This window comes from Thauera sp. (genome assembly GCF_034003485.1).
Lineage (GTDB): Bacteria > Pseudomonadota > Gammaproteobacteria > Burkholderiales > Rhodocyclaceae > Thauera.
Genome location: NZ_JAVEYL010000075.1, coordinates 1 through 2635, shown reverse-complemented (window position 1 = coordinate 2635; position 2635 = coordinate 1). Strand labels below are relative to the sequence as shown.

Genomic DNA, 2635 nt, shown 5'->3' with positions numbered 1-2635 from the left:
ACACCCGGGGCGATAACGGTGAAATCATAGTCGCCCGGCGTCAACCCGGTGATCGTCATGTCGAAGGTCCGCGACTCGCCGCCGGCAACGTCGTCGCAGCCTTCCGCGCTGGTGCACACGAAGCTGACGTTCAGGCCTTCGGGCACGCCACCCTGCACGGCCAGGGACAGGTCGAGTGTGGAGGTGGCGTCACCGATAGCACCGACGATCGAATCGACGATGTTGCCGATGGATACGGAGGCGAAATTATTGACGATCACGCCGCCGGTCGCGGCCACGATCGCGTCGGCCTGGTCGCCGCCGTCGATGCCGCCGTTGTTGCCGCCGCTGTTCATCGCGACGACGGTGACGCCGTTCGCAGTGAGGGCGGCAATGGCTTCGGCTTGGTCGACCGTGGTCGTGTGCGAGACGACGTCGCCGAACCACACAATCACGCGCGCCGCGCCTTCACGCCAGCCGGTCGCGAGTCCGGTGCTGTATCCGGGGTCGGTGCTACCGACCGCGTCAGTGGCACCGCCCGAGGTCGCGACTTGGTGCAGCGCGAAGAAGTTGGCTTCCGGGCTGTCGCCGCCGCCGCCGGCCGCCCAGGTGTTGATCGCAGCCTGCACCTGTTCGGTGTTGGTCGTGATCATCGACTGGCGAGAGTACGCTGCGGTCAGGTTCGTGGCAGGGGGACTGGCAAGCGGCACGCCCCCCTCTCGTGGGTCGCCATCGTAGCTGCCGACGCCGAAGGCGATGTCGGCATACGTGCTTTGCAGCTGAGTCAGGAGGGCCCCGGCCGTGTTCCTGACGTTGTTGATGACGCCGCCCATGCTGCCGGTGTCGTCGGTGAGGAAGAAAACGTCTACCTTGCTGGCGCCGATGGCGTCGGTGGTGACCGTTTTGCTGACCGTGACTGAACCGCCGACCGCAATAGTCGCCTCGAAGGTGGCGGGGCTAATCGATCCGGCGATAGCTGCGGCCGGGACGGTGAAGGCCGCGGTGATGGCGGCGGTGATGATGAAGCGTTTCATGTTTTGGGCTCCTCGCAGGAATGAGCGCTTTGATTGCAGTGCCGGGATCGACTGGGAGCTTCTTGGGTCGGTCTCCCGTCAAAGAGCTCATAGCAATATTGGGGCCATGACATGAAAGTGTTTATAAAACAGTGAATTGTTTTCTTGCAGCTGGCGTGGGAAGATGAAATTGTAAAAAACGTCGACAGCCTTTCTCCTATGTAATGCCCTCTTTGCCCGGCGAGCAGGGTGGCCGAACACTTGCATGTGGTGCTGAGCTTTGGCGCTTACGTTGGTCGCGGATTAAATGCACAGGCCCCCGGCGCCCTCAAGGGGCAGGGGGCCTGCAGGCTTTCGCGATGAGGGCGGTTTCAGCCGATCATGCCCGCACCCACCGTGTTGTTGGTGCTCTCGTCGATGATGATGAAGGCGCCGGTGGCGCGGTTGTCCTTGTAGCGGTCGGCGACGATCGGCTGTGCGAGCTTGAGCGTGACACGGGCGATGTCGTTCATGGCGAGGCCGGTGCTCGCTTCTCGCTCCAGAGTGTTCACATCGAGCCGGTAATCGATGGTCGCGACCTTGGCCTTCACTTCGCGAGTGGTGTGCCGCACCAGGTAGGTTCGGGCCGGATTCAACGGGGTTTCCGACAGCCAGCACACGGTGGCGTCGACTTGCTTGACGGGCGCTGGCGCCTCGCTCGACTTAACGATGAGGTCGCCGCGCGAGATGTCGATCTCGTCTTCCAGCAGCAGGGTCACCGATTGCTCGTGGATCGCGCGCGGCAGGCTGGCGCCCCCGAGTTCGATGCGCTTGACGCGGCTGGTGGCTCCCGAAGGCAGCACGGTGACGGCGTCGCCGACGGCGATCTCGCCCGATTCGACCCGGCCCATGAAGCCGCGGTAGTCGTGCAGCTCGGGGTTGGCGGAATCCTGCGGGCGGCACACGAACTGCACCGGCAGGCGGAAGTTCTCGGCCTGTTCGGTGTGGGCGGCGGGGGCGTTCTCGAGGATGTCGAGCAGGGTCGGGCCGTCGTACCAGCCGAGGCGCTCGCCGCGATCGACGATCATGTCGCCTTCCAGCGCCGAGATCGGGATGAAGCGCACGTCATTGATGCCGAGCTTGCCGGCGAAGGCGAGGTACTCCGCCTTGATGCGCTCGAACACTGCCTGGTCGTAGTCGACCAGATCCATCTTGTTGACCGCGACCACCAGGTGGGGAATGCCGACCAGGCTGGCGAGGTAGGAGTGGCGGCGGGTCTGCGTCAGCACGCCTTTGCGCGCATCGATGAGGATGATCGCCAGGTTGGCCGTGGAGGCTGCGGTCACCATGTTGCGGGTGTACTGCTCGTGGCCGGGGGCGTCGGCGATGATGTACTTGCGCCGGCCGGTGGAGAAGTAGCGGTAGGCGACGTCGATGGTGATGCCCTGCTCGCGCTCGGCTTGCAGGCCGTCGGTGAGCAGAGAGAGGTCGACCGCGCTCATGCCGCGCTTGGCCGAGGTCTTCTCGATGGCGTTGAGGGTGTCGGCGAGGATGGTCTTGGTGTCGAACAGCAGGCGGCCGATCAGGGTGCTCTTGCCGTCATCGACGCTGCCGCAGGTGAGAAAGCGCAGCAGGCCGTTGTCGATCTCGGGGAGGTGTTCAAG

The 2635-nt window shown here is 64.4% G+C and carries 2 protein-coding genes; both read right to left on the bottom strand.

Going from position 1 to position 2635, the window contains the following annotated elements; translation table 11 throughout:
- Positions 1–1013: hypothetical protein (locus RBT54_RS18175; RefSeq protein ID WP_320368398.1), on the bottom strand; the 1013-nt coding region annotated here is incomplete at its 3' end.
- 350 nt (positions 1014–1363) lie between these two features.
- Positions 1364–2635, bottom strand: a 1272-nt coding sequence (gene cysN, locus RBT54_RS18170; RefSeq protein WP_320368397.1) for a sulfate adenylyltransferase subunit CysN, incomplete at its 5' end; no start/stop codon positions are given.